The sequence below is a fragment of the Roseofilum reptotaenium CS-1145 genome, from assembly GCF_028330985.1.
GTDB lineage: Bacteria > Cyanobacteriota > Cyanobacteriia > Cyanobacteriales > Desertifilaceae > Roseofilum > Roseofilum reptotaenium.
Window position 1 is genome coordinate 1 of the sequence record NZ_JAQMUE010000083.1, and the last position, 26,321, is coordinate 26,321.

Here is a 26,321-nt window from a genome sequence, read left to right on the forward strand (position 1 = left end):
ACTGGCAAGAAGAAAGAAATCGGGAAAAAGTGAAAATCCAATGGCAATTCACGACGGACGATGCTCGCATTAAACTTAACCACCTTTACCCACAATTTTAAGCTTGCCAGTCCAGTAGCGATCGAGTAGCTCTTGCCGAGACAACTTCATAATGGCTTCTGTTCTCTCTAAAGGCGATCGCTCCATCAAAGGATCGATAATTTGGGCTAGGCGATCGTCAATTTCCCCAAACTTCACTTGCAACATGCTCTCTACCATCATCCGCTCTACTCGTTGAGTAGTCTGTTCAGTAGCCTGTTGAGTAGCCTGTGTAACAGCTTGTTCAACAGCTTGTTCAACAGCCTGTTGAGTAGCAGCTTCTACGTCCCTTTCTAATCGTTGTAAAAAAACGGTTGTTAGATCCATTATTAACTCCCGATCGCTGCGATCTAAATCTTGACGTTTTTCTAATAGTGTCAATAACCCGTAGAGCAATTCTAGCGTCTTTCCTCTAAAAGGATGAACGTCCGGCAAAGCTTTAAGTTCTGCGATCGCCTCTTTCTGAACGCTCCCTCTTCCTAACAATCTTAACCACAAGGTTTCTGGAATCTTGTCGAGTTGATGAATGACCACAATTCCCGCTTTGAACCCTGATGCCAAGGGATAGATCCCTGGGGGATAATTTTCCGGTGCAGGGAAAGCAGCAAAGCTCCTTAAGAGATCTTCCGAAGCTGTTGGAGATAAAATCCATAATTGAGGAATCTGGCGATCGCTAAATTTCGCCTCTTCCCGGTTCGCTTTGCGCTTCAGTTGAGCCTCTAAATCCCAAGCTTTCCCTAGACAACTACGGATATCCTCTGCTTGAACTGGATTCCGAAAAGTTTCAAACACCGTTGGCGCTTGGCTTAGAGTTGCCAATAGTCCCAATTGAGCTATTCCTTCGGGATTCGGAGAAGATGGCATAAAAACACATCTATTTCGCGAACCTCTGAGACCACATCTAAACTGATCTTCACTTCTCCAAAAGGTTTGAGCAACTCTTGGAGATATTCTTTAGCAAACTGGTCATGGGCAAAACGAGTCATAATTTGCTCTTAAAAATTGTGAAACCCAGTATAGTGTAGGGGTGATTCATGAATCACTCCTACATGGCGATCGCCCTACGACTAACTTTAAAAACCGGAAATCCCCTTTTCTACCCTTTTTTTCAGCTACACGACTCTCCATTGAAGCGCATCAGAAATTGCCATAACCTTTATCTAATCTTTCTTTCACCCCCAAGACGATTGGGGTTCTATCCTCCATTTCATCCTCTAGACTTCTTCAGTTTCTCTGTTTTCCCTATTTTTCTGCCTTGGGGTGCGCGGAGGGATTTTTTGGCTTGGATTAGCAAGACATTATGGGCTTGTTTCCCTTACACAGCAAGAGTTATAGAGCAGAGAATGTCGAGTTACTCTTCGATCCGCGCACCTCGACGAATCGTCCAAACCCCTATTCTCTCGTTGACCTGCGTGGAAGCCTTATGGGGTAACGATTTCAGGTGTTTTGTTGCGCTCCGTGCAAAGACAATTTATAGTGTTTCTTGGGGGTGCGTGAAATCAGCGCTTGAAACCCTTACCCCGTCTGACCTCTCAGACGAACACCCTACCGATTGGGTTAAATCGGATTAGTTGGAAACTTTAAGAGATGGTTTTACCAAATCAGGGGCAATCTGGAGGTAACCCTACCGATTGGATTAAATCGGATTAGTTGGAAACTTAAAGATGTCCACGGAAATTTTGTACGCGGTGCCCCCTACCGATTGGGTTAAATCGGATCAGTTGGAAACAGCCCCGCATCTCCTCACAGAATTGCACCCGCTTGGGTGTGTTGGCCCTACCGATTGGGTTAAATCGGATTAGTTGGAAACATCTCTATATACCGTCCTAGTAAGGTAGGCGGTAACCCTACCGATTGGGTTAAATCGGATTAGTTGGAAACACCAGTGACGATACGTTCCCTTCCAGTCACTTCAACCCTACCGATTGGGTTAAATCGGATTAGTTGGAAACCAGACATGATTTTTTCCTCGAGTAATTTTCTGTCTCTAGCCCTACCGATTGGGTTAAATCGGATTAGTTGGAAACCGGGGTGCCGGACACAGTAATGTCAAAAGTAGCCCCTACCGATTGGGTTGAATCGGGTTAGTTTGAAAAAAGCCACGTAACAGTGGCTTTCTTAATGGCTTATTTACTTCGAGAGATGGGTTCAATAGGATCAGTTTCGTTACCTTTCAATTACCCATAACCCATTACCCACCAACCTAAACTTGGTGAGTCAGTTGTGGTTTCGGCCCGGGAATAAAAATCGATAAAGCTTTAGGAATGACGCGGAAGTGAGCGGGGGTAGTAGTCGTAATTTCGCCATCCGTATTGATGGGGAGAGGATGGCGGGTGTAAACCTGCATTTCTGTACCATTGAGGGATAATATCCCCGGCAAAGTATGATAGCGACCTTGGCGAAGAGCAGGGAAAATAGCTAGAATTTGCCACCAATGTTCTAATCCTAAACTGTAGAGATCGAGGCGTTGATCGTCGATCGCCGCATCATGAGCGATCGCCATTCCTCCTCCATAATAGCGACCATTACCAATCGCAATTTGAATCGTTTTCACCTTATGGGACTCTTCCCCCGCTCGAATTTCGGCATCAAATAAACGAGATTGAGTCAACACTTTCAGAGCAGACATCGCATAGGCTAAAATTCCCCAACGTCCCTTAGATTGTTTACTGAGACCCCCCGTAATCTTCACACTTAATCCCAAACTAGCCACATTAAAGAAATACTTGCCATTCACCCAGCCTAAATCAATTTGATGGAGTTTTCCCGTAGCGATCGCCCGACAAGCCGCCGGAATTGACAATGGTATCTGTAACGTTCGCGCCAGATCGTTAGCCGTTCCCATCGGTAAAATACCTAAAGGTCGTTGGATCTCCACCAGAGCATCCACCGCCCCATTCAGAGTACCATCGCCTCCGCCAATAATCACCAAATCCATTTGGGGGCCATACTTGCGAATCACCTGGGGTAATTCTTGATAATTTGAAGGAGAAACTGCGAATAACTCAAATCCATGATGTTCCAAATAGGTCATTGCCTCCTCGCGAGAATGCCTCCCCCGTCGTGAATGAGTATTGACCAAAAATAGCGCTTGCCTAGTCATAAATTTCCCTTACAACCAGAATATAGTATTTTTAATTGATTCCTGTTCAAGTCCACCTCTGCCTAAATCTCTCTCCCACGGAAGAGGGACTTCTACTCCCCTTCTCCCACCGGAGAAGCGCCGCGCTGCTTGTCCTGAGCGTAGCCGAAGGGGGCTAGTGGATGAAGACAACCCTTGATGACTCATGTAAAACTCGATTACCGCAGCATAATCACTATGATTCACCGCACGATTCGACCCATAGGAGTTTACGATCTCCGAGGATTAACCTCTTATCAGTCTAAGTTACTTTCCCTAGACTCCATACGCGGTTATCTTCTCCACATTGATGCCAAAAATGATAATACAACGATCCTCAACCCCAATGAACTCCCTGAAATCAAATATGCTAATGGTTTAGCCATTTGGGAGAACACCCTCTGGTTTACCCGCGATCATAGTGTCTATGCGTGTTCCCTAGACGATTTTCGTCCCCGCTTATTTGCCACTTTGCCCTTCCGCGCTGAAGGAATTGCCGTTTGGGGAACAACCATTTATGTTTCCTGTAAGGAAGGCTGTTATATCCAAGTGTTTAACGATAAAGGGCGGATGATTACCCAGTTGCGTCCCCCAGGCGTTGGAGTAGAAAGTCTAACAATCCGCCATGAGGAGCTTTGGGTAGCGGACAAGGAAGAACAGACCGTTTATTGTATGGATCGGGCAACTGGCGAGATTCAATTTAGCTTCTTAACGCCCTTTGATAGTCCCACGGGACTGGTGTTTTATCAAGATCCAGCCACCTCAGAAGAATTACTCTATGTTTCCTATGCCAGTGAAAAACCCTTTATCCGCGATGACCCCAATTCCGATCCGCCCCTAGAATTAGCTTGGCGCGATCGCACCTTTATTCATCCCCTCTACTATTCCTATAATCCCGACGGCTATTATAGTCTCTCCAATGGTTATCTGATCGAGATGTCCTATGTCGAAGAACTCTCTCCCCTCGATGCCATTGAATTGAAGAATTTACAATGGCGAATTGCTCTGCCTTCAGAAACAGCGCGGCAAAAAGTACGCTCCATAGAAGCGATCGGTTTAGAGTTTACCGAAGAAATTCAAGAAGGGCAAAACGTTGCTGTTTTTAACTTTGACCACCTGAAACCTTACGAAAAACGAATTTTTGGTTGGAAAGCCTTAATCGAAGTTTACAGCATCAAATATAGCCTTGTACCTTTGGATGTAGAAAAAATCCCCACCTTAGAGCCAGACTTACAACAGCGCTACCTGATTGATGATGATAATCTAGCCATGGATACGGCGATCGTCCGGGAAGCCGCTCAACAAGCAGTCAGTGGAGAAACTAACTTTTTACGGCGCATGATTTCGTTGCGCAATTATGCTTACGATCGCCTCTCCTATCGACTAACCACCAAAATAGAAACCCCCGACGTTGTTCTCTCCAGAGGTGCGGGATCTTGTGGTGAATATGTCGGCGTTTTACTCGCTCTCGCACGCTTAAATGGCATTGCCTGCCGTACCATTGGTCGCTATAAATGCCCCGCTAGTCCTGAATACAAAAACGTTCCCCTAGAGCCAGATTATAACCATGTTTGGTTAGAGTTTTATATTCCCAGTATCGGCTGGGTTCCCATGGAATCCAATCCCGATGATATGGAAGATGGTAATCACTTGTCCCGTTTTTTTATGGGGTTAGCCTGGTATCATATTGAAATCGGCAAAGGAATTCCCTTTGAGCGCATCCGCTTAGATGGAAAACCTGTAGACCGAGAACAGCTCTCTGTGGGAGATTTAGCGTTAAATCATGTCCGGTTTACGATTCTGGAAGAAATAGCGCCTCCTGAGTTGAGTAACCGGTAGTAGAACCCTTCAGTTATGAATCCTCTGGAACGGTTAGCACGAAAAAAACGGGGAGCGATCGCTCTGTGGTATGAACGAATCATGGTCGCGATCGCCACCGTTAATTTAGCCTTGGTTGCCTTCGACCTCAGTTATATCCAACTGCGAAACTTTTGGTTGCAAGGAACCATTCAAGTTCCCTTCGTCGGATTTATCATTAAAGTCCCCATTCTCTCCGATTCAATCGATTCTTCTCCCGTTACGGCTTGGTACGATCCCATCAAAGGAATTCAAGGCAACCGCGATACCGAAAACTACTTGCGAGTGGTTCGTGAGCTAGAAAAACAGGCTCAGAAAACCGGTTATAGCTCTCCTCTCTCTAAACAACTTTTAGCTCAATTGCGAGAATTGAGTGAAGAAATGATTAATCAAAATCCGTTCCAGGGAGCTGGGAAAAGCGGAACCTTGGAAAAAATCAAAAACCGAATGCGAGATCATATGGAGGACGACTCTGCTAAGGATGCATTTAATCAGTTTTGGACAGCAGAAAATCTATTATTTAGCTCAGAAGATCAAGTTGAGCTATTTAATGCTACAATCGCTCCATTAATGGCTAGCAACTATTATCGTTCCATTGATGAAACTGGAGGATATACGAATTTATTTGCTGCCATCGATTTCCCCTTTGCTCTTCTATTTTTAGTTGAATTTTTGGCTCGCAGCCTATACATCAGTCAGAAACACGATACCATTACCTTGACCGATGCCATGCTCTGGAGATGGTATGACATTTTCCTGTTTTTACCCCTCTTTCGGTGGTTGCGTATTATTTCCGTTACTATCCGTCTCCATCAAGCTAAACTAATTAATTTAGAACCCATTCGTATCCAACTGAGTCGAGGATTTGTTGCTACGATTGCGGGTGAGCTGACTGAAGTCATTATTATTCGAGTGATTAATCAGTTGGAAAATGAAATTCGGAGTGGTTCCCTAGCGCGACAACTCTTTGAAGGAGCCAACCGTGAATATATCGATCTGAATGATATTAATGAAATTGAAGCCATTACCCATCGATTAACCGAAGTGGTAATCTGCCAAGTCTTACCCACACTGCAACCGCAAATCCAAGACATTATCAACCACAATATTGAGCAAGTGGCTGAAGCGACTCCCTTCTATCAAAACATCAAAAATATTCCCCCACTCGCCCAATTGCCTAGCCAATTTAGTCAACAGGTCTCCGAGCAACTTTCCCGCTTGATTGCTGAAGGCTCCCAAAATCTGTATCAAGCCATTAGAAATGATACGGTAGGCGCAGAATTAATGAGTCAATTGGCAGAAAGTTTTGGTAAATCTCTCAGTGCCGAATTGCAACAAAAACATACCACCCAAGAACTGGAGTCTCTAGTAACAGCCTTCTTGGAAGAATTTAAGATTAACTATGTGCAACGCCTAGCTGAAGAAGACATTGAGAAAATTTTAGAGGAAACCAAACGTCTGGAAAAAAGCAAGAAACGTTAAGCCGCTCTCCAAAATTTGCACAATCTTGAGCGAATCGATTGCCTATTCCCTATTCCCTAGCGTATAGCGCTATAATAGAGTTTGACCGTGCTTGATGGGGAAAGTACACTCTTTTCTCTGCAATCTAGAGTCAAGTGATTTCTTTGAACGTTCAGCTTGGTATTGAAGAAAGTCTATCTTTTCTCCTCAACCCCTGAACCCTAATCCCAGGGAGAGAAAAGAGATCCCTCACCATTAGGTGAGGCAACCTCCAGTCTATGGCTAAGGGCGATCGCCACAACGATCCCTCCCTAAACCAATCTCAGACGCTTGAGTGGGAACTAACCCGCTTTTTTTTATGGCAGTACATGGTGTATTATGGTTCATCCTTTAATCCCACAACTCCTAGAGTTAGCCGCCCCAGTCGCTCAAAAACTGGGGTTGGAAGTCGTTGGTGCTACCTTCCAAACCAACCAAAATCCACCGGTATTACGGGTTGATATTCGGAACCCGGATCAAGATACGGGTTTAGATGAGTGTGAACAAATGAGTCACTTCCTAGAAGCCGCTCTAGAGGACAGTCAACTGATTACCCAATCCTATGTCTTGGAAATCTCCAGTCCGGGTATTTCCAAACGCCTCATCACGGACCGCGACTTTATTGCCTTTAAGGGATTTCCTGCGATCGTTATGACTGATCCCCCCTATAAGGACAAATCCCAATGGGAAGGTACACTCAATAGTCGCGATGAAACCACAGTGTATCTGAACCAAAAAGGCCGCAATATTGCCATCCCTCGTGATGTCATTCGTTGGGTAGAGTTTTGCTGACGGTGAACTCGCTCCCTAGAGGGTAATCTCAAATTTACACTTAGAACAAAGGAAAATAATTAACAATGTCAATGGTTGACTTGCCTGGACTCAAAAATTTAATTGAGAGTATCAGCAAAGAACGAAACTTACCCAAAACGGCTGTTCAAGCTGCCCTGAGAGAAGCTCTGATGAAGGGGTATGAACGCTATCGTAGAGCCGCTCACCTGAAAAGCTTTGAAGAAGATTATTTTGATAATTTTGAGGTGGAACTCGATCTCGATGAAGAAGGGTTTCGGATTCTCTGCACTAAGGTGATCATGGAAGAAGTAAGTAATTTCGACCATCAGATTTCCCTCAAAGAAGTGCAAGAAGTAGTGGATGAAGCCCAAATCGGTGAAACAGTTGTCTTGGATGTTACTCCCGATCAGGGCGACTTTGGTCGCATGGCCGCCATTCAAACCAAGCAGGTCTTGGCGCAAAAATTACGAGATCAGCAGCGTAAACTGATTCAAGAGGAATTTCAAGACCTTGAAGGAGAAGTATTACAGGCGCGGGTACTACGCTTTGAGCGCCAATCGGTGGTTCTAGCCGTTAGCAGTGGCTATGGACAGCCAGAAGTGGAGGCTGAGTTACCCAAACGGGAACAGTTGCCTAATGATAATTACCGAGCGAATGCCACATTTAAGGTTTATCTGAAAAAGGTGGGATCGGGTTCCCATCGCGGCCCCCAGTTGATGGTCTCCCGTGCCGATGCCGGGTTGGTCGTCTATTTGTTTGAAAATGAAGTGCCGGAAATTGAAGATGAGGTGGTACGGATTGTGGCCGTCGCGCGGGAAGCCAATCCCCCCTCTCGTTATGTGGGGCCGCGAACCAAGATTGCGGTGGATACCTTGGAACGGGATGTAGACCCAGTAGGCGCTTGTATTGGGGCGCGAGGATCGCGTATCCAGGTGGTAGTTAATGAACTGCGAGGCGAAAAAATTGATGTGATCCGGTGGTCTCCCGATCCAGCAACCTATATTGCTAATGCTCTAAGTCCAGCCCAGGTGGATGCGGTCTATTTAATTGACCCTGAAGTGCGACAAGCCCATGTATTAGTAGCCGAAGATCAGTTAAGTTTAGCGATTGGTAAGGAGGGACAAAATGTACGTTTAGCGGCTCGATTAACGGGCTGGAAAATTGATATTAAAGATGGAGCGCTCTATGATGCCACGGCTGAACATCAGAAGATAGCCGCGATTATTGAGGCTCGCCATGGAGCAGAGGAGATGGATGAGCCATTAGAGGCATCCTCAGAGGAAGAAGAGACAGTAGTCGCCCCAGAAGACTCGACTTTAGACTTCCAGGAAGAGCGCTCAGAAGACTCAGAATTAGTAGAATTAGAGGAGGACGATCCAATGACACAAGAATAGAGGAGAATAAGAAACCCTAGGGGTCAATAAGATGAGATGAGGGAGAGGGAATGGAGCCGAATCAACGGCGTTGTGTAAGTTGCCGAAAAGTCGATCGAAAAGAAGCCTTTTGGCGAATTGTCCGGGTTTATCCAGATAGTAAAATCCAATTGGATCGGGGAATGGGGCGATCGGCTTATTTATGTCCACAAGCCGACTGTTTAAAAGCAGCTCAAAAAAAGAATCGATTAGGGCGATCGCTCAGAGCTTCTGTTGCGCCATCGGTTTATGAAGCTCTATGGTCTCGCTTACAGGCAGTGGATAACCCCCCGCCATCTCTCCCCAAATCTGAGCCATAAAACCCGGTTTTTGAACTCATTGGGTAGCGAGATTTCTAAAAATCCTAACAATCCCTCCAGTTGGTTAACAATTTGTGCAAGATTAAATAAAGAAGTATTGATCGACCGAGTGGCGATCGATTTCTTCTGTCCCTGTAGTTGTCGTCGAAAGGCAGGCCACTATGTAAAAACCAGTAGATATCACAGACGAGGCAAGTGTGGATGAACAACGGCAAAGTCAGAATATACGAGCTATCCAAGGAATTGAATTTGGACAATCATTACGTTTTAAATCTTTGCGATCAATTGAATATCACCTACAAAAGTCATAGCAGCACCATATCCGAATCGGAAGCCGAGCGGATTCGCGCTTGGGCTGAAAAACATCCCCCCAGCGAAACACCAGCGGGAAAACCGACTCATCATCGCTCCAAATCCCAGGGGAGTGAAAAACCGATTAAGAAAAAACAGCAAATTTTAGAAATTCGGAGACATCCTTCTGAGGGAGACAAACCTAGTGGCTCGACACCAGAGGCACCCCGCAGTTCCTCAGAAGATGCTGTATCCCTGCAATCTCCTCCATCGCGACCTTCACCTTCACCTGTATCTGAAGTGTCTAAACCGACGACTCTACCCGTTGCCCCTGAGCAGAACGCTGAGGAACAGTCCGTTGCCTCCCGTCCCCCTGAACAACCCGCAGCCGAAAAGAGTGCTGAACCCTCTCCCCATTCACCCTCTAAGGACGTGACCCCGCCCCCATCCATGCCTGATGCAGATCAAAAAACTCAATTGATGGGCCCTCCGGTTCGCCCGTCCCAACCCACTAAGCCCTCAAAAGTTGAGGCAAAAACAGCTCCAGTAACGACGGAGGGAATGGTGAGCGCTCCCTCTGCGCCAGCCAAGCCAGCTAAACCGAATCGATCGCCGAAACCGCCTCGACTCAAACGCTCTGGAAATGAGGCGAAACCAGAGACTGGAGAGGTGAAAAAACCTCAAGGAACCAAATCGATTATCCTCAAAGACAGAGAGGCTGGGAAATCGGAAAAACTCAATGGTGGTAAAAAACGCCCCTCAGGATCGGGAGAAGCTACTGCCACTAGTTCTAAACCGAGGAAGCCCGCGAAACCTGAGGCGATCGCCGATAAAGACAAAGATAAAGCATCCGATCCTCTGCGTCCGCGTCCAGTACGACCGGGAGCATCCACGAAAGGTAAGACTGAGGAGATGGATGATGAGGATCTGGTAACTACTCCTCTAGATAACGCAGAACCAGAGGAAACACTGGAATTAGAATTAAGACGGCCCATGCCTCGACCCACCAAAAAGGTGAAAAAACGGTCAGAGGAAGAGGATGAGGATGACCGCCAAAAGGCCAATGCTAAAGCCGGTAAAGGGGTAACCAAAAAACGCCGTCCTCAGATTATTGAGGATGATTTGGATGACGATCTCGATGACGATCTCGATGATGATAACGCCACCGAAGTGAGTCTCTCTCTCGTGCGTCCAGCTAAACCGAAAGGATTATCGGCTCCTGCGGCTAAACCCACAGGAGTACCCGCCGCCAAGAAGCGATCGTCTAATCGGGATCACAGAGGACGACGGATGGCCAATAAAGGGCCAGAGAAAGTTGAGAAACCGGAAAAAATTACCCTCAAGGGTGAATTAATGGTGCGCGATTTAGCGGCCTTGCTGGTGGTTCCCGAAACTGAGGTGGTTAAACGCTTATTTACTAAGGGAATTGCGGCCACGGTGACTCAAACCTTAGATCTGGAAACGGCGATCTGGGTGACTGAAGATTTGGGCGTAGAAGTGGAAACGGTGGCTGCCCAATCAGAAGCGACAAAAACCCAGATGCTGGAAGAAGAGGACTTAGAACACCTCCATCGCCGTCCTCCAGTGGTGACGATTATGGGCCATGTGGATCATGGAAAAACGACGCTTCTGGATGCCATTCGCCAAACTAAGGTCGTTGATTCAGAAGCTGGTGGGATTACCCAACATATCGGGGCTTACCATGTGGATGTGGAGCACGATGACAATAGTCAGCAAATCGTATTTTTAGATACTCCTGGACATGAGGCGTTTACTGCCATGCGGGCTAGAGGAGCAAAAGTTACCGATATTGCCATTCTCGTGGTGGCGGCGGATGACGGGGTTCGTCCTCAAACCATTGAAGCCATTAGCCACGCCAAAGCCGCTCAGGTTCCGATTGTGGTTGCCATTAACAAGATTGATAAGGAAGGAGCTTCTCCCGATCGCGTCAAACAAGAGTTGATGGAACATGGCTTAGTTCCGGAAGAGTGGGGCGGAGATACGATTATGGTTCCCGTGAGCGCCATTCAGGGGGAAAACTTAGATGGCCTGTTGGAAATGTTGATCTTGGTCTCCGAGGTGGAAGAACTGTCCGCTAATCCCGATCGCCTAGCGAAAGGAACCATTATTGAAGCCCATTTGGATAAGGCCAGAGGCCCGGTAGCCACCTTGCTGGTCCAGAATGGAACCCTGCGAGTCGGCGATGCGGTAGTGGCTGGAGCAACCATGGGTAAAGTTCGAGCAATGATCGATGACCGAGGCGATCGGGTGGAAGAAGCACTTCCGTCCTTTGCCGTCGAGGTCTTGGGTCTCAATGAACTGCCCTCAGCCGGAGATGAGTTTGAATGTATGGCGGATGAAAAAGAAGCGCGGGCGATCGCCAATTCCCGTGCAGATGCCCAACGGGAAACCCGCCTTCAACAAGCCCTCGCCTCCCGTCGAGTTACCCTCAGTTCTCTGAGCGCCCAAGTCAAAGAAGGCGAACTTAAGGAACTCAACCTACTCTTGAAAGCCGATGTTCAAGGGTCTGTAGAAGCCATTCTCGGCTCCTTGCAACAATTGCCTCAAAATGAAGTGCAACTGCGGATTCTCCTAGCTGCGGCAGGTGAAGTCACCGAAACTGACGTAGATCTCGCTGCTGCCTCCAATGCTGTGATTATTTCCTTCAATACCACCTTTGCCAGTGGCGCTCGTGCAGCTGCCGATCAAACCGGTGTCGATGTTCGCGAATACGACATTATCTATAAACTCCTAGATGATATTCAAGGGGCAATGGAAGGTCTGCTCGACCCGGAACTGGTGGAAGAAGATCTTGGCCAGGTCGAAGTCCGGGCTGTATTTACCATTGGTAAAGGAGCAGTGGCTGGATGTTATGTACTCTCGGGTAAAGCCATTCGTAACTGTAACTTGCGGGTAATGCGCGGCCAAAACCTAATTTATGAAGGCTTCCTAGATTCCCTGCGTCGGGAACGGGATGATGTCAAAGAGGTCAATTCTGGTTTTGAATGCGGAATTGGGGTTGATAAGTTTACCACTTGGGAAGTCGGTGATGTGATTGAAACCTATCGCATGGTGACCAAACGGCGGACGTTATCAAGTTAATGGAGGATAGGTAGGGGCGAAAAACTTTTCGCCCCTACCTATACCGTTACCGTTATTGTAGACAGATTAGAGTGTCTCAGTGTTAATTGAATCAACTATAGTTACCCGTCTGTTTCTCATCAACAATCTGCATCGATTCAAGGATGCTCACTGTAATTACGAGCCAGTTCCATAAATGCATTGAGATAATCAACTTCGAGATCGGTGCGACGGACACCCAAGAAGATTTGCTTTTGGATACCCCTGGAACCTAGTCGCACTGCACGCACAGGATATTTTTCAGAGAATTCCTCGACCAGCCAGCGGGGTAGAGCCGCCACTCCGCGTCCGCAGGCAACCATTTGCAGCATGATGTCCGTACTCTCGACCACTTTCTGTTTTCTGACTGTCCTGCCCGCGGGAGCGAGGAAGCCGGTGTAGATATCTAGGCGATCGCGAGAAACCGGATAGGTAAAAAGTACTTCCTCGCCAAGCTGCCGGGGCATGACGTGATCCTTCTCGACCAGTGGATGATCCGAAGAGACCACCAGAACCTGCTCGTAGTCAAAGACTGGCTCAAAATGCAGTGACTTTTTTTGCAGTGGATCGGGTGTCACCAACAAGTCGATCTCGCGATCGAAGAGTGCCCCAATTCCCCCGAATTGAAACTTCTGTTTGACCTCAAAATCCACCAACGGCCAGGCGCGCAAGTAGGGGGCGATGATTTTCTGTAGCCACTGATAGCAGGGGTAGCACTCCATACCAATTCGTAAGGTTCCCCGCTCGCCACGAGCGAACTGTCCTAATTGTTCTTCTGTGTGGACGAACTGCGGAATCAGGCGGTTAGCCGTGGCCAGCAAGTGGGTTCCCGCCGGAGTGAGGCGAAGGCTGCGTCCTTCCCGATACCAAAGCTTTACCCCTATCCGATCTTCGAGCTTACGCATACTGTGGCTCAGGGCCGATTGTGTCAGGTGTAGCGCATTTGCGGCGGCGGTCATAGTCCCATGCAGTTCAACTGCGCGGACGATCTCAAGGTGGCTGCGTTCGAGAAATGCCATCAGCTTTTCATGAGTTTAGTTCATTATTTCATGAGTAAATACCATTTTTCTTCATCGGTCAAGGCTGGTATGATAATTTTCATGCCAATAAGCAACAAGGAAAACAGCAAATTTCTTTTGCTGAAATACCCTCACATCGGAGCCAAGTTCTATGAGTAAAAGCCATATCAAAACATATTCGCTGGGATACCCTTGCATTGGAGCCAAGCATGAATTGAAGACAAGGTAGCTCAAAGGTCGCTATGGCGACCTTTTTCGGTGGTATTTTGCTGAAAACATCAACTCAATGGTCGCGATCGCATAACCATAGCATCAGTTTAGAGAGTTACTTGCCCAAAAAATCGCTGAGATTTTTTGGGCATCTTAAAGGCTCAAAGCCAAGCGTAGCCTTAGATTAACGCCTGTTGTCATCCTCTGAGTAGTTTTTGGTTTACCGTATGGATTGCTTGATCAAAACTATTCGGTTTGTTTTCTTTTCCATTAAATTCCTCGAACTGATACAGGAAATATTGTTGTACAAAAGTATTTTGTACATATTTTTGTACAAGAGACCATGGTGTTTCTTCTGACATTTTACTCTCTCTATTAATTACCTCATGAGTGACTTTATCCAGACCAGAACGGCTAGCGTTGGGATGAGTTAGCACAATAAACTGTTCATTCTGTTGTGTAATATCGTTCCCACAATAAAGTGATTCAGGTCCGTGTTGTGTAACGTGAGTATAAATAGGTATTTGTTGAGCTTTTATGCAGTCCAGAAGCCATTGGGGAATAATTTGATACATATTCGATCCAGCTTCTTGATGCTTTACTACATTAAAAACTCCAATCTTATCCTGTCTTATACTTTGTTTTGTAACCCCCACCAGAACAAGATCCCAATCGGCTAAGTACGGGCAAGATGTATTTCCAAGGAAAGTGCATAATGTTTTCCCGTTAGGATTCATCGTATTTTCCCATGAAAATTGACGATCTGTATTTCCACAACATAAGTATGATTTTACATTTCCTGAACTTGTGTCTGTTTTGACAATTCTGTACGCTCCCTCTTGATTTGTTAGAGCAATACATGAAGGATCATCTTCCTTGCCTTTTTTTCCAAGTTTTTTTTGAATAGGAACCAATCCAGTTAAACGATTAAAATCATCATTGCCTTGAATTATTGCAGGATCAATGCTTTTCTCTTTTACAGTAAGAGGCTTGGATGCAAACCCACCTAATCCATGCTGCAATCCACCAATCGCTACTCCTCGGTAAATAAAGAAAATACCAGGAAATCGAGTTCCTATCACTGTTGTTTTTATGTAATTTGTACATGCTTCAACAAGTTTTTTTGCATCAACCAATCGCTGATTACCGTCTCCAATACCTGAAAAAGTTGGTTCCTCAACATTCCCACCAATAGGTAGTAATTTTACCGTTATAGGATTAGGTTCGTTAGGTTCAATAGGGGGCTGGCCGAACTTTTGGTGTGGCTCAATGAATATCTCAATCATATTTAAGTCTCCAATTACTCATTTAAGTTGACTGTAATCTTTAGACGATTTTCCAGAGAGAATTCTGAACTTTTAGAGTTAGATATTTTTTCCTAAATTTATATCCTATAATCCAACTCGATCGGAAAACAGAGTATCTTGATAGAGAGAAAACGCCACTCAATCCATATTATTCACAGCACCCTTAGGAGCTTGGGCAATACCTACGTTTGCACCTAAACTCTTACAAACAGAAGAAGTCGATCCGACAAAAGTAGCGATCGCTCGTCCTATTGTTTTATTAGCTGTCGTTGATACTTCACTCCTTGGTGGATATGTTGTTAAAAGTTATCGACACACCTTATAGTGATCCACAAATTTCTAGCGATATATTCTGAATGAAGAAGCTCTTGATAGAAGTCAAATAAACTTCTGGCGCAACACTTCCAATATCGAGCGATTGCTCCAATACAGCCTTTCCATCCCACACCCTGCATAAAACTCTGCCAAAAAACAGAAAGTCTGGACATGGGTCTCTACTAACATTAACAACACCAGTAATATTTAAACAAACCATCGCCTTTAATATCATCTCCAGTTGAATAATTATCAATAAGGGAGCGGGTAAAGGAGAAAATAGAGAGATTTCTCCTGTGTAACGAAGATCTGTTTCTTCATCACTAATTATCCGTACTCGATCTAACTCTTCTGAGCTATCAACAGTCTCTGACTTCTCTACCTCTGGTTGTGATGGAGAAATAGGGCGATCGCCTGATGGATTAATGGAATGGCAACTAAATTCGGTTAAAATTCATCATCTTGAGACAGCAACGATAAAGCTGGTCTCGACTTTCTTGCCATTGCTACCAAAACTGAGAGATTAGATGGGAGTGATCGTTCTCTGTTCCCGCATTATCTATTAAGTTTTGTTCTGTATTTGCTGTTCTGGAAGCCATAAAAAAATGAAGGCAGAAAATTATGGAGTGGACTAGTATTACAGCTTTAAAACGATCTCAAAACTCCATTTCTGAATTTTTAGAGTTAAAAGTTTTTTTCCTAACTTGATGCATTCCACCACACATAGGGTAACTCGAACAGCGACGAGCGCATGGACTTGCTCGACCGTTTCGAGAGACTCTTCAGTCACGTCAAGGTTGATTGCCTGACCGCAGAGCGAGATTTCATCGGTGAGGATTGTTCTCGTGCCTGCTCCTTTCGCGCCTCTCTTTCCGTGGCTGCGTTCGAGAAATGCCATCAGCTTTCCATGAATTGTGTTCATTATTCCATGAGTAAATACCATTTTTCTTCATCGGTTAAGGCTGATACCATAATTTTCATGCCAATAAGCAACCAGGAAAACAGCAAAAGAAATTTGCTGAAATACCCTCACATCGGAGCTAAGTTCTATGAGTAACAGCCATAAGACCCCTATCAAAACACATTCGCTGGGATACCCTCGTATTGGAGCCAAGCGTGAATTAAAAAAGGCTACGGAAGCTTATTGGAAAGGCAACCTACCTCTTTCCGAGCTGATTGCCACGGGCAAGACCTTGCGCGAAACCAATTGGAAAAAGCAGCAGGCCGCCGGAATCGATCTGATCCCGGTCAACGACTTCTCCTTTTACGACCAAATACTCGACATGAGCTGCCTGCTTGGCAATGTGCCGTCGCGCTTCCAGTGGCAAGGCGGGCAGACGGATATCAACACCGTTTTCACCATCGCTCGTGGTACGGAGGGCGGCGCTTCTTTGGTTGAAGACGAGAAGGACTGCCAAATCAACAAAATTTCCACTTTCGCCAGCGAGATGACCAAGTGGTTCGATACGAATTACCACTTCATCGTGCCTGAGTTTCGGGCGGACACGAAGTTTTCCCTGAGCAGCACCAAAGTCTTCGATGAGTTCGCGGAAGCTAAGGAGCTGGGGATGAATGGGAAGCCGGTACTCATTGGCCCCGTAACTTACCTCTCCCTAGGCAAGGTACTCGATTCTAGCAACCCAGATTTCGATCCGTTGACTCTCCTCAATCGCCTTCTCTGCATTTATGAAGAGATTATCAACAAGCTTGCAGCCGCCGGAGCGCAATGGATACAGCTCGATGAGCCGATTGTTTCCACCGATCTTAGCGATCTCCAGCGCGACGCTTTGAAAGCAGCATACGATCGCCTCTCCAAGGCCAAAGGTTCCGCTAAGTTGCTCGTCACCACCTATTTCGGTGGTGTGAGAGATAATCTTGATAACTACCTCGCGTTGCCCGTTGATGCCTTGCACTTTGATTTCGTCAGGGGTTCGGAAGACATCGACGCTGTTTTGGCCACCTTCCCAGAGAACAAAATTCTCTCCGCCGGAATCGTCGAAGGTCGTAATATCTGGAAGAACAATTACGATGCTTCACTAGAAGTTTTGAAGAAGGCCAAGGCCGCTGTTGGTGCAGATCGGCTCTGGGTCGCACCGAGCTGCTCGCTGATGCATTCGCCCGTTACCCTGCAAAACGAACAAAAGCTTGATGACGAGCTAAAAAGCTGGCTAGCCTTTGCCGACGAGAAACTGACAGAAGTCAGTGAACTCCGGCAGCTTCTCGATCAAGTCGGCACTGTGGAGAAAGCTCTGGAAGCCAACCGTGCCGCCGCTGCTTCCCGGAAGTCCAGCAAGCGCATCCACAATGATGCCGTGCAAAAGCGCCTTGCTGCGGTTAAACCCAGCGATTTCGATCGCGCCTCGACCTTCGTCGAACGCCAACCCAAGCAACATGCCAAGCTGAATCTGCCGGAATTCCCGACCACAACCATCGGCTCATTCCCTCAAACAAAAGAAGTGCGTTATGCACGCGCTCAGTGGAAAAAAGGGAAGCTCAGTGATGCCGACTACGACCAGTTCCTGAAGGACGAAATCGCTAAATGCGTTGCTTTCCAGGATGAGATCGGAGTCGATATGCCCGTCCATGGCGAGTTTGAGCGCAATGACATGGTGGAATACTTTGGTGAAAATCTCGAAGGCTTTGCCTTTACCAGCACTGGCTGGGTACAAAGCTTTGGTACTCGCTACGTGAAGCCACCGATTATTTTTGGTGATGTCAACCGTCCCAACCCGATGACGGTCTACTGGTCTGAGTATGCTCAGTCGCTCACCGATCGCCCGATGAAGGGAATGCTCACCGGCCCGGTTACAATCCTTCAGTGGAGCTTCGTGCGCGACGACCAGCCGCGCTCTGTCACCACGCATCAGATCGCCCTAGCCATTCGCGATGAAGTGGTAGACCTCGAAGCCGCCGGAATTGCTGCCATCCAGATCGATGAACCGGCTTTCCGCGAAGGCTTGCCGTTACGCCACAGCGAGTGGGATAACTATCTCGACTGGGCGGTTAAGGCTTTTCACCTCAGTGCCTGTGGCGTGAAGGATGATACCCAGATCCACACTCACATGTGCTACTCCGAGTTCAACGACATCATCGACTCGATCGCCGCTATGGATGCCGATGTGATCACGATTGAGACCTCGCGCTCAAATATGGAGCTGCTCGATGCCTTCGTGGACTTCAAGTATCCTAATGAGATCGGTCCAGGTGTCTATGACATCCACTCGCCACGAGTACCCCCCACCAATGAGATGAGCAACCTCATGTCAAAAGCGGAAGCTGTGATCCCGCGTAAAAACCTCTGGGTCAACCCAGATTGTGGCCTCAAGACCCGTCAATGGTCGGAAGTGAAGCCTTCGCTCATCAACATGGTCGAGACTGCATCAAAACTTCGTGCTACGGCCTCCAAATAGGTTGTTGCTCCTAAAGTAGCGAAGCTGCGATTTGGGGCAATTTAGCATAATTTCCGATCAAACCCCTATTGTAATCTTTGATTCAATAGGGGTTTGATCGGATAAAAAGAGATCTCTAATGAGTGAAACCAACGATAGATCGAATTGGCATCAAGATTTTATTGCCAGTCATTTGCTGGTCATTGGCTATAATGCTTGGGCTGGTCATCTCAGTCAGAAGCGCGGCGCGATCGTTTGTAGCACAAATTCTCCAACAGTGGGGATTGGCGGAGAATCTTTCAAAACCCATTTTGTCGGACTCTCTCGCCTGGCGCCGTTCCTGAATGCCTGGGCAGCGACTCTCACTGCAATTTTGCCCCATCACTTTATGAATGCTCATACCATTCTGCATTTCTGTATGAAGATACGCTTTATTGCTTTCTACCGACGTTGTAGGGGCGATGCGCGAATCGCCCCTACATATGTTAGGCCGTGAAAGTTGCAGTTTCATAAAGAATTGGTCTCAGTCATCGTCTGTTGTCACTTGTTTTCTATGGACTAACACTATCGGGTTCAATGGGTTGCAATAACCGTTCTCCCTGACCCAAATACCAATCAATCCAAATTTGTAAGATTGCTTTTCCTTCTGAATTGGGTAAATTCTCAAGAGATTTAAGGGCTTCATCTCGATGATTTAGTGCTGAATGAATTAAGCGAGTCCGAATATCCATTTCATCCAGCAATGTGCAGATTGTCTTCCTGTGGTATTGTTTTTGGTGAAACATCTTTTCTAAACGTTTTGCGTTAGGATAATCGAGGGATAAACCCAAAAGAACTGGAAATGTTTTTTTTTCGATTTCTCGTTGATTTTCCACAGTGGGAAACCAAATCGATTCAATATCATCTAACATTTGGGTCATCCATCCTAAATGTTGACCACATTCAGCAGCAGCATTCAGTTGTTGGGGGTCAGCAGCAGCTACACAAGTACCGATAACGGTGGCAAATTGATAAGCAGGTAGGGTTTTGAGTTTAATCAGGTCTTGATACTCTTGCAAGGAGTTGACATTGGTTTTTAAATCTCGATCTTGTCCTTGGCAAACTTGCAGGAATGATTGAAAATAATATGGGATTAAGTCACTGGAACTGGGTTGCGCGATCGCAAAATTCAATAATTCCTGGGTGGCGATCGCATTGATTGCCATTGCATAATGAATTGCCCGACCCATACCCACCTGACAATCCAAAGAAGTCGGATCGTCGCGATCCGCGCAATCATCCATAATTCTAAAAGAGATATCCAACAACGTCACCACAGCAGCAGTGCGAGTCAGTTCCTCTCGTTTCCCATGACATCCTATCCCAGTCACCATAGGAAGCAGAAAAAAGGGGTTAAGGGGGTTGGGCAGAAATTTGTCGATCGCATCCCCCAATTCCTGCCACTCTTGTTGCGCGATCTCTATAGCATAATGACGAATTTCCGCCAAAATCTCCTTTAAATCCACAGAAAGTTGATTCATCTTTGACTAAAATTCTCCCACCCTCTTTACATTCCTTTTTTATCTTTCTTTTTCTGTTTCTTTCGAAGTCTTGCCAGTGTTAGTGCGTCCCGTGAATCATTTGGATCCCACTCAAAGGGACGACCCTCCTTAATTCTTTTCTCTAGAGGCATATATCCTTCAAAACTATAAGTATCAGCGAATTCTGTTATATTCGTTAACTTAGCTGTTGTTCTGACAGCACTGGTCATATCTGGATCTCGAACAAAGAGAATATCTGGAGTAATAGTGACTGCCAAAACTGTCATTTTTCCATCGTAACCCCCGAAAAAGTTCTGAGCCACCTGTTTAGCGGTCGACATATTGTGGCCTAAATAAATATAATGCGGTGCATTGGCCTCTCCTGCTGTTCCCACCGCTCCCTCTTTACCGCCAAAGCTTGGATCTAAACCTTTAGACAGAATAGAATCGACATACTCTTTTTTTGTTGTGTGATAGACGACAGTTTCTGATTTCGGTCGATAGACAACAGTCGGTACATCTTTTTTCTCGAAGTGTGTCCCTAAGTCAAACCAAGTGGTCACTTCTTCCGTAGCAACAGGTTCGAGATTGAAGCATTCTACAGTCTTTGAGGGCATCTCTGCACCTTTGGGGTCTTTCTCCACTTTATCGATCAATTTACTGTAACCGGATGGAAATTTTTGCCCGTCCCGGTCTATATCAAATTCTCTTTTCTTTGGTGGTCCGCTTTCTGTGCCACTGCTGCTACTACCCCCATTTTTAAATTGTTTCACAGGTTGAGCTTGGATCGGTGACGGTTGTCCTAGCTTTTCCCGACTCAATTCTACTTGATTACGATCGGGTAAACGAGAAACGACATTGGAAAGACGAGCCGCTTTTGCTCCCATGACATCGGCTTCTTGCTCTAACTTAGAATCTACATTGGCTTTAATCCCTTTCAGTTGTACAGAAGGTTTGACCCTCGCTTGCTTTTGTTGTACAACGTGCCAGGCTTCGTGAGCAAGGTGTTTTTCCTGTTTTGGGGCTACATGAATGTCTGTACCTTCTGTATAGGCAGCAGCCTGTAATTTAGCAGGTTCAGGGGAATTATAATGCACTTTGACATCATCCATAGAGATGCCAGAAAGTGTTTCTACCCCAGCTTTCAAGCGATTGGGTAATCCGGTTTTATTTTCTGGTGGTTCTTGGCTTTCTTTGCGTTGCAGTAGGGATTTCATCTGCAAATTATTTTCCTGTGTTTCCTGGGGTGCATCAGAAACAGGCGAATTAATCCGCTGTACTACATCTTTGGCTACTGCATCTGCTTGTTGTTCATACTGATCGTTAGGTTGACCGATGGTCAACTTAGCTTGCGCAACTTTGCTGTCAATCAGCCGTTGCAGAGGACTTACGGCACCACTCCCCCCGGGTTTCCACTCTGGAAGTTCTGGTTTCCTCTTCTTCGTTGCTTTCGGCTGAATGACAGGAGGTGCAGCAAACTGGGGTTTTGCCTTGTGAGCGGAAGTCTTTGGTTGATGTTGGCGACTCATGGCAGGTTTTGGCAAGCATCCCCTTAATTGTAAGGTAAGGGGCGATCGTTATGGATACAAGATTTACGTAACTATGCGGGACTCGATCCCGATACCCCCGGTCGAAATATTCTTAATCATGGAAGCAAACAGGCGATCGACTGGGGTGCGGATCATCTCCGAGGCTTTGTTGAAGAGGTGACAGATGAAGGAGACACCTTGATTTGGAGGCCCTAACACAAGGTCAATGCTAAGAGCAAGTCCGTAAGACTTGGGATGAATTCTAGCCAATATTTTGCCCTTATCGAAGATTGCCGATGAACATCAACCGATCTGCATCGCCTACTCCAAATGACTTATAGTCCTAAGGTTCATCTCCGTTGGGTTTAACGATAGTTTAACAACCCGTTCCGCGTGCAGCCGCTTGTTAGGCAAGCTACAAAGACCTAAATGCTAAACTAAAACCAAGCTCAATACATACTGCTTTCTCAATCTCTTCCCAGTAAATCTCCTCTAAATCACCCTGTTTATTTTTAATTCTCTGGGCATCCACAGCTCTCATTTGACTTAAGTTGATGTGTCGATCGTTATCTAATCCATTCTTGGCAGTCGGTGTAACATTCACAACAAACGGATAAGTCCTTGCCCCAGGCAACAATGGAGCAACTATTGTCGTTGCCCCATTTTGGTTGCCAATATCATTTTGCAAAATCAGACAAGGTCGCTTTTTATCAGTCTCATGACCAACAACAGGGTGTAGATCGACCCACCATATCTCCCCTCGCTTGTAGGTTAAGTGTCCGTTAGGCATTTAAACCATCGCCCACTGTAACATCCCATACGGAAATTTCTTGTTGCAACTCTGGGTCATTAGCCTGATCTTTGTAAGCATCTTCTAGCTCCTTCATAAAAATCCTCCTCTTTTCTTGCCAGAGAATATCATTTATGAAACTGCTACGATTGCTTGCTAACCGATCTACAAACTCTAGAATTTCGTCATCCAAGGTTATGCTGACTTTCTTACTCATGGCTGCAAATCGTATACGACGAATTGGTATGACTACACTATCATACTGGCTAATCCTACGCTAATTGTCAAGATGGTACTGTTTCGCCTACCACCTGAAGCTGCTGCCCAACAACTTCAAGAACAAAGCTTTCGGGCAGAGGTTGACGCGAGAGGCGATCGCATCCGTAATGAATTGCAGGCAGTGGGTGTTACCTTTAACCTAAATCTCAACTGGATTTACTTTCATACATAGAGATCTTTAAAACGAAGTCGGGTTTGCTGAATTCATAGATGAGAGTGAATTGTTAATTCATTCCAGAGGATAAGGGCGCGATCGCACTCAATCTCAGATCTTGATGATCTCCCTGCACTTGCTGAAAATTCCACTCATTCTTAAACAGCAACACCGGTCGATCCCAATTATCCTTGACTGTCATCGTATTAAATAAGCGGCCAATCTTGTCCAAAATTTCCCAGCCATTGAGTACCCATCTAGCGACAGAATAAGGTAATAACTCCGTCCGAGTTTCCACCCCATATTCATTCAGCAGTCGAAATTGCACCACCTCAAATTGCAACTGTCCCACAGCAGCTAAAATCGGGTCGCGCTTGGACTCATCACTCGAATACATAATCTGTACCGCTCCCTCTTCCCGCAATTGGGTTACCCCTTTATGGAATTGCTTAAACTTGGAGGGATTGGGATTTCTCAAATAGGCAAATAATTCTGGCGAAAAACAGGGAATGCCTTCATATTCCAACTTTTTACCTGTATAAATCGTATCTCCGATCGCGAACACGCCGGGATTATTCAAGCCAATCACATCCCCGGGATAAGCCACATCGACCGATCCTCGGTCTTGAGCAAACAGCTTTTGCGGGCGCGAGAGGCGTACCGTTTTCCCAGTGCGAGCATGACTGACTGTCATATCCTTTTCAAACTTACCCGTACAAACGCGCACAAATGCCACGCGATCGCGATGTTTCGGGTCCATATTCGCCTGTAACTTAAACACAAACCCCGTAAACTCTGGATACTCTGGGGACATCAAACCCTGAGTACTCTTGCGATCGCCTGGTTTGAGCGCATAATCTAAAAATGCATCTAAAAACAACTGAACGCCAAAATTAGTCATAGCGCTGCCAAAAAACACAGGGGTCAGCTCTCCCGCATGGATTTCATCTAAGTCAAACTCTGACCCCAATCCATCCAACAATTCCAAATCTTCCTTAAGCTGATAATACAAATCCTGGTCTAACAACTCCTCAATGCGCGGATCGCCCAAGCGAATCATGGTATCCTTTGCCGCTTGTTTACCATGGGCATTGCGTTCAAACAAATGGATTTCCTGAGTACGACGATCGTACACCCCTTGGAAGCGATCGCCCGTACCAATCGGCCAATTAACCGGATACGTTTTTAACCCCAACTCCTGCTCAATTTCGTCCAACAATTCTAGAGGTTCGCGGGTGGGACGATCCATCTTATTAAAAAACGTAAAAATTGGAATTTTTCGCATTCGACAGACTTCAAACAACTTGCGGGTTTGTGGCTCCAAGCCTTTCGCCGCATCCTCCAGCATCACCGCATTATCCGCAGCCGCCAACGTGCGATAAGTATCCTCACTAAAATCCTGGTGTCCCGGAGTATCCAACAAATTAATCTGACAGTCCTGATACTCAAACTGCAACACCGTTGAGGTAATCGAAATTCCCCGTTGTTGCTCCATTGCCATCCAATCTGAAGTTGCTCGGCGCTGACTTGCCCTTGCCTTTACCGCCCCCGCTTCATGAATTGCCCCTCCATAGAGGAGTAATTTTTCCGTTAACGTGGTTTTACCCGCATCAGGGTGAGAAATAATTGCAAAATTACGCCGGCCATCAACCGCATTTTGTATTTCTGTAGATAGATCAGTAGACATTAGGGATATAGCGCTTCGCGCTGGTAATGGGTAAAATAATGGAGTCAAGGGGTAAGCACTGCCACCCTACTGGCTTGGCAACTTGATCAGTGGAACTAAGTGCATCATGTAATTCTGCTTGCCAATGGGTACACCAGCCATGCGAAGAATATCGTAAGCTGTCACCAGATGAAAGTAAAAGTTTGGCATGAGAAAGTCGTTCACATAGGCATCACCCGACAGCTCGATGTAACGACCCTCATTGAGATCGATGCGCGCCAACTCACTTAGCTTTTGATCTTCAACGTTAATGCCAGAAACAAGTCTCTGGGTATTTGCTATATGTTCGTATGCCTGTGCCAGAGAGATAACGTCTGGATCGAGATTATCCATCGGTTTGCCCTCACACCATAAGGCAAAGTTCCGGGGTTGATTGCAGGTGAAAGCAACTTGTGTACTGAAGGGAAGCATATCCGTTGCAATCCGCTTGTGAAGAAACGACTCACTGCCACTAAAATGATCCGATGCTGACTTTAGGAGGTGTTCGAGAGTGGTTAGGCGACTTTGGAAGATCGTTTTGATCGAATCTATATTCTGACTAGGCATTTGGCGCTCCTTTAAGGCTGAATGAGTTGCGTTTCGTTGCTCAACCCAACTAAGAGATCCATCATAAGCCATCATCTAGAAGTTTTGAGGAATAAACCTTCTACCCTTCAAGGATAAATGATCGTCATATTGATGGCTCAGATCTCGCTTGCCCAGTTTCACCGGTTTAATCGGCAACTCTTCATAGGGAATCAAACTGAGGAAATGGGAAATACAATTGAGGCGGGCCCGTTTCTTGTCATCAGCCGGCACAATATACCAAGGAGCAAAATCGGTATCTGTTGCCCTTAACATTTTATCCCTAGCCTGGGAATAATCATACCAGCGTCGATAGGATTCTACATCCATGGTGCTTAATTTCCAGATTTTACGCGGATCGTCAATTCGGTCTTGAAATCGACGCTCTTGTTCTGCCCTGCTTGTATCCAACCAATACTTGATCAGTTGAATTCCGGCATCGACAATCATCTGTTCAAACGTTGGGGTATAGTGCAAGAAACGCTGATATTCCTTATCGGTGCAAAACCCCATCACTCGTTCAACTCCAGCGCGATTGTACCAACTGCGATCAAAAATGACGACTTCTCCGGCTGCGGGAAAATGTTGAATATAACGCTGTAGATATAATTGGGTTTTTTCCCGTTCTGAAGGAGTGGGTAAGGCAACGATGCGAAATACCCTAGGACTGACGCGATCGACTATGCGCTTAATAATACCGCCTTTTCCGGCTGCATCTCGACCTTCAAAGACAACAATAATCCTTAGCCCTTTGGCTTGTACCCAATATTGCAACTTGACCAATTCAGCATGAAGCTGAGTTAATTCAGATTCATATTTTTTCTTGGAGAGTTTACACGGTTTTTGTCCACTCGCTTTCTTCTTTTTTCCCATGCATTTACTCATGGCAATCTACTTCCCTAGCCTATCATCCTGAACGAATTAATCAGTATCAGCAATGAGTCATACCTCATGAGTTGAGGCGAGTCTATCTCTGAGTCTGGAGTGTCTTCGTTTCCCTACATCTTCCTGTCTTCACCATATTCTCA

The 26,321-nt window shown here is 46.0% G+C and carries 20 protein-coding genes and 4 pseudogenes; 12 read left to right on the forward strand and 12 right to left on the reverse strand.

The window, feature by feature from the left end:
* Positions 1-75 precede the first annotated feature (75 nt).
* The 3 genes from PN466_RS17890 to PN466_RS17895 all read right to left on the reverse strand — a co-directional run bounded on the left by PN466_RS17890 (position 76) and on the right by PN466_RS17895 (position 3,181).
* Positions 76-942: a hypothetical protein gene (locus PN466_RS17890; protein ID WP_313898644.1), complete on the reverse strand. Its 867-nt coding sequence runs from the start codon at positions 940-942 to the stop codon at positions 76-78.
* Positions 912-1,064, reverse strand: a complete 153-nt coding sequence (locus tag PN466_RS26035; protein WP_313898645.1) for a hypothetical protein — start codon at positions 1,062-1,064, stop codon at positions 912-914. The genes PN466_RS17890 and PN466_RS26035 overlap by 31 nt, the downstream gene beginning before the upstream one ends.
* Before the next feature lie 1,217 nt (positions 1,065-2,281).
* The gene (locus tag PN466_RS17895; RefSeq protein ID WP_271941863.1) at positions 2,282-3,181 is read right to left on the reverse strand and encodes a lipid kinase; all 900 of its coding nucleotides are present in this window, start codon (positions 3,179-3,181) and stop codon (positions 2,282-2,284) included.
* A gap of 177 nt (positions 3,182-3,358) precedes the next feature.
* On the opposite strand from PN466_RS17895, the gene PN466_RS17900 reads away from it, so the two are divergent.
* The 6 genes from PN466_RS17900 to infB all read left to right on the forward strand — a co-directional run bounded on the left by PN466_RS17900 (position 3,359) and on the right by infB (position 12,473).
* Complete coding sequence (locus PN466_RS17900; protein ID WP_271941866.1) at positions 3,359-5,038, forward strand: transglutaminase domain-containing protein; 1,680 nt, start codon at positions 3,359-3,361, stop codon at positions 5,036-5,038.
* 15 nt (positions 5,039-5,053) lie between these two features.
* Entirely contained in the window at positions 5,054-6,538 is a 1,485-nt protein-coding gene (locus PN466_RS17905) for a hypothetical protein (RefSeq protein WP_271941869.1), read from the forward strand.
* A gap of 357 nt (positions 6,539-6,895) precedes the next feature.
* Entirely contained in the window at positions 6,896-7,348 is a 453-nt protein-coding gene (rimP, locus tag PN466_RS17910; RefSeq protein WP_271941872.1) for a ribosome maturation factor RimP, read from the forward strand.
* Positions 7,349-7,413: 65 nt separating this feature from the next.
* Positions 7,414-8,742, forward strand: a complete 1,329-nt coding sequence (nusA, locus tag PN466_RS17915; protein ID WP_271941874.1) for a transcription termination factor NusA — start codon at positions 7,414-7,416, stop codon at positions 8,740-8,742.
* A 50-nt stretch (positions 8,743-8,792) separates the two neighbouring features.
* Positions 8,793-9,080 carry a YlxR family protein gene (locus tag PN466_RS17920; protein ID WP_271941877.1) on the forward strand — a complete coding sequence of 96 codons (288 nt, stop codon included), beginning with the start codon at positions 8,793-8,795 and terminating at the stop codon, positions 9,078-9,080.
* A 201-nt stretch (positions 9,081-9,281) separates the two neighbouring features.
* Complete coding sequence (infB, locus tag PN466_RS17925) at positions 9,282-12,473, forward strand: translation initiation factor IF-2 (protein ID WP_271941879.1); 3,192 nt, start codon at positions 9,282-9,284, stop codon at positions 12,471-12,473.
* A 137-nt stretch (positions 12,474-12,610) separates the two neighbouring features.
* Here infB and PN466_RS17930 read toward each other — a convergent pair whose 3' ends face one another.
* Positions 12,611-13,510: a LysR family transcriptional regulator gene (locus PN466_RS17930; RefSeq protein WP_271941881.1), complete on the reverse strand. Its 900-nt coding sequence runs from the start codon at positions 13,508-13,510 to the stop codon at positions 12,611-12,613.
* A 407-nt stretch (positions 13,511-13,917) separates the two neighbouring features.
* Positions 13,918-15,006, reverse strand: a complete 1,089-nt coding sequence (locus tag PN466_RS17935; RefSeq protein WP_271941883.1) for a hypothetical protein — start codon at positions 15,004-15,006, stop codon at positions 13,918-13,920.
* A 154-nt stretch (positions 15,007-15,160) separates the two neighbouring features.
* Here PN466_RS17935 and PN466_RS26435 point away from each other — a divergent pair.
* The 4 genes and pseudogenes from PN466_RS26435 to PN466_RS17950 all read left to right on the forward strand — a co-directional run.
* Positions 15,161-15,328 (forward strand): annotated as a pseudogene (locus PN466_RS26435) (cation:proton antiporter); the annotation flags it as partial.
* A 741-nt stretch (positions 15,329-16,069) separates the two neighbouring features.
* Positions 16,070-16,180, forward strand: a pseudogene (locus PN466_RS26640) (IS4 family transposase); the annotation flags it as partial.
* 211 nt (positions 16,181-16,391) lie between these two features.
* A complete protein-coding gene (gene metE / locus PN466_RS17945) occupies positions 16,392-18,752 on the forward strand; it encodes a 5-methyltetrahydropteroyltriglutamate--homocysteine S-methyltransferase (RefSeq protein ID WP_271941888.1) in 2,361 nt (786 codons plus the stop codon).
* 118 nt (positions 18,753-18,870) lie between these two features.
* A pseudogene (locus PN466_RS17950) lies at positions 18,871-19,137 on the forward strand (hypothetical protein); the annotation flags it as partial.
* Between the two features lie 145 nt (positions 19,138-19,282).
* Here the strand turns inward: PN466_RS17950 and PN466_RS17955 are convergent.
* Together PN466_RS17955 and PN466_RS17960 are read right to left on the reverse strand one after the other, a co-directional pair.
* Entirely contained in the window at positions 19,283-20,251 is a 969-nt protein-coding gene (locus PN466_RS17955; RefSeq protein WP_271941894.1) for a polyprenyl synthetase family protein, read from the reverse strand.
* A 26-nt stretch (positions 20,252-20,277) separates the two neighbouring features.
* Positions 20,278-21,780 carry an eCIS core domain-containing protein gene (locus PN466_RS17960; protein ID WP_271941897.1) on the reverse strand — a complete coding sequence of 501 codons (1,503 nt, stop codon included), beginning with the start codon at positions 21,778-21,780 and terminating at the stop codon, positions 20,278-20,280.
* Between the two features lie 33 nt (positions 21,781-21,813).
* Here PN466_RS17960 and PN466_RS26445 point away from each other — a divergent pair.
* Positions 21,814-21,981 (forward strand): annotated as a pseudogene (locus PN466_RS26445) (NAD(P)/FAD-dependent oxidoreductase); the annotation flags it as partial.
* A 214-nt stretch (positions 21,982-22,195) separates the two neighbouring features.
* Here the strand turns inward: PN466_RS26445 and PN466_RS17965 are convergent.
* Both PN466_RS17965 and mazE read right to left on the reverse strand, forming a co-directional pair.
* Complete coding sequence (locus PN466_RS17965) at positions 22,196-22,570, reverse strand: type II toxin-antitoxin system PemK/MazF family toxin (protein ID WP_271941899.1); 375 nt, start codon at positions 22,568-22,570, stop codon at positions 22,196-22,198.
* Positions 22,563-22,787 (reverse strand): type II toxin-antitoxin system MazE family antitoxin, encoded by a 225-nt coding sequence (gene mazE, locus PN466_RS26450; protein WP_278003137.1) that lies wholly within the window; start codon positions 22,785-22,787, stop codon positions 22,563-22,565. Before mazE ends, PN466_RS17965 begins: the two co-directional genes overlap by 8 nt.
* Positions 22,788-22,859: 72 nt before the next feature.
* Between mazE and PN466_RS17970 the strand changes: the two genes are divergently transcribed.
* Positions 22,860-23,021, forward strand: coding sequence for a hypothetical protein (locus PN466_RS17970; protein WP_271941902.1), 162 nt, complete (start codon positions 22,860-22,862; stop codon positions 23,019-23,021).
* A gap of 52 nt (positions 23,022-23,073) precedes the next feature.
* Here the strand turns inward: PN466_RS17970 and prfC are convergent, their stop codons facing one another.
* The 3 genes from prfC to ppk2 all read right to left on the reverse strand — a co-directional run bounded on the left by prfC (position 23,074) and on the right by ppk2 (position 26,166).
* Entirely contained in the window at positions 23,074-24,690 is a 1,617-nt protein-coding gene (gene prfC, locus PN466_RS17975; RefSeq protein WP_271941905.1) for a peptide chain release factor 3, read from the reverse strand.
* A gap of 66 nt (positions 24,691-24,756) precedes the next feature.
* Complete coding sequence (locus PN466_RS17980) at positions 24,757-25,275, reverse strand: DUF1993 domain-containing protein (protein ID WP_278003138.1); 519 nt, start codon at positions 25,273-25,275, stop codon at positions 24,757-24,759.
* 75 nt (positions 25,276-25,350) lie between these two features.
* Positions 25,351-26,166 (reverse strand): polyphosphate kinase 2, encoded by an 816-nt coding sequence (ppk2, locus tag PN466_RS17985; RefSeq protein ID WP_271941911.1) that lies wholly within the window; start codon positions 26,164-26,166, stop codon positions 25,351-25,353.
* Positions 26,167-26,321 lie beyond the last annotated feature (155 nt).